Genomic DNA, 1,811 nt, shown 5'->3' on the forward strand with positions numbered 1-1,811 from the left:
CGCTGCACCAACCCCCACATGGGGCAGCAGGGCCGAACGCGCCAGGGGCTTGTCCTGCATTTGCGCGGCCAGTTCGGCGCGGGCCTGGGCCAGTACCGGGTCGGTATGGTAGGCCTGCTGATAGGCGTCAATCAGGTTTTCTGCCCAGGCAGAACTGCTGCTCAACAGCAACGCAGCGGCAAGCAACGACAAAGCAGAACGATGGGCGTGCATGAACATTTCCTGAGCCTGAAGGAGATTCCAGACAATACCGACCGATCGGTCGGTAGTCAAGAGCTCATGGGCAAAGGGCTTTTCATCGCTTATGCTACAAAGCTCTATTTGGCAGGATTTTTGGCAGGATCATGACGCTGTCTCCCTTGGTTTGCTGTGCTTTGGCCTATCCCGATCGTCTTGAGAAGGTATTTGCAAGTCTTGCCGAAACAGATTGGTCGCAGTGGCTGGATAGTAGTGCCCGGACGCCAGGGCAGGGGAGATACAGCATTATGGTGACGCAACCGCGTCGCCGTATCTGGCAGCATCAAGGACAATTGTGGGTGGCCGATGGCAATCAGCCCGCACAGCTTTCGACATCTTCATTGTGGCAGGTCTTGCGGGAAAGTCTCGCCAATCTGCCTGCAACGCAGTTGCCTCAGGACGAAGATCTGCCCTTTTCCGGCGGGGTGCTGGGTTATCTGGCTTATGATTTTGCTTTGGCGGAGCAGGGGCTCGCAATGCCCGAGACGACTTTCTGGCCAGAAGCGGCTTTTGGCGTTTACGATACGGCCTTCATGGTTGACCATCTGGAGTCTTGTTCCTGGCTGCTTGCCCCGGAAGATCAGATGGCCAGTGTACGTTTACAATGGGAAGCCCGATTGGCAGCAGTCCAGGAGTCTGCCCTATGGCCGATGTCCCAGACGCACGGAGCCGTGCAAGCGCAATGGTCTCCTACCCAATATGACCAGGCTTTTCGTCAGGTGGAAGCTTATATTCACGCCGGTGATTGTTACCAGATCAATCTGGCACAAAAGTTTTCTGCCGCCTATAGTGGCTCGCCCTGGTATTTGTATCAGCGGATGCGATCAATGAATCCTGCAGCTTTTTCGGCTTATCTGCACTTTCCCTGGGGGAGTGCATTGAGCTTTTCCCCAGAGAGATTGCTGCAGGTCCGGCAGGGACAAATGCAGGTTCGCCCCATCAAAGGCACCCGTCCCCGCTCTGCAGACGCATTGCAGGATGCCCAACTGGCCGAAGACCTGCTGAGCAGTCCTAAAGATCGTGCGGAAAACGTGATGATTGTGGATTTACTGCGCAATGATCTGGGTAAGGTGGCGGAAACGGGTTCCGTGCAGGTGACCCAGCTTTGTGGTCTGGAATCCAACGCCCAGGTCCATCATCTGGTCAGTGTTGTGGAAGCCCAGTTACAGGATGGATTGGACCCCCTTCACGCATTGGCTGCCTGCTTTCCGGGAGGGTCCATCACGGGTGCGCCCAAGCGTCGTGCCATGGAAATCATCCATGAACTCGAAGCCGCATCGCGCGGCCTTTATTGTGGCAGCATCGGTTATATCGACCGCAGTGGAAGAATGGATATGAATATCGCCATCCGTACCATCACGGCCAGCCAGGGAGAACTGCAGTTCTGGGGGGGCGGAGGCATTGTCTCGGACTCTGTGGCTACTGCGGAGTATCAGGAAAGCCTGGACAAGGTGGCGTTGTTCCATCGGGAACTTGCAGCACTGCGCGGTCTCGCATAGAGTCCGACCCTTGATTCACTTTTGAAAGTCAGGCATGTCCCGAAAAAAACTCCACACCCGATGGCAACTGCTGCT

At 55.9% G+C, this 1,811-nt stretch carries 1 protein-coding gene and 1 pseudogene; one reads left to right on the top strand and one right to left on the bottom strand.

Annotation, left to right across the window (positions count from 1 at the left end; genetic code table 11):
- A pseudogene (locus tag AC2VLY_RS10590) lies at positions 1–213 on the bottom strand (TolC family outer membrane protein); the annotation flags it as partial.
- Between the two features lie 131 nt (positions 214–344).
- Here AC2VLY_RS10590 and pabB point away from each other — a divergent pair.
- Positions 345–1,736 carry an aminodeoxychorismate synthase component I gene (gene pabB / locus AC2VLY_RS10595; RefSeq protein ID WP_486894445.1) on the top strand — a complete coding sequence of 464 codons (1,392 nt, stop codon included), beginning with the start codon at positions 345–347 and terminating at the stop codon, positions 1,734–1,736.
- The last annotated feature ends 75 nt before the right edge of the window (positions 1,737–1,811 follow it).

It is taken from the genome of Acidithiobacillus sp. TH-A36 (assembly GCF_057473445.1).

What these genes read in the sequence shown, in the direction of transcription:
- pabB (WP_486894445.1), top strand. Translation starts at nt 345, where the DNA reads ATGACGCTGTCTCCCTTGGTTTGCTGTGCTTTGGCCTATCCCGATCGT.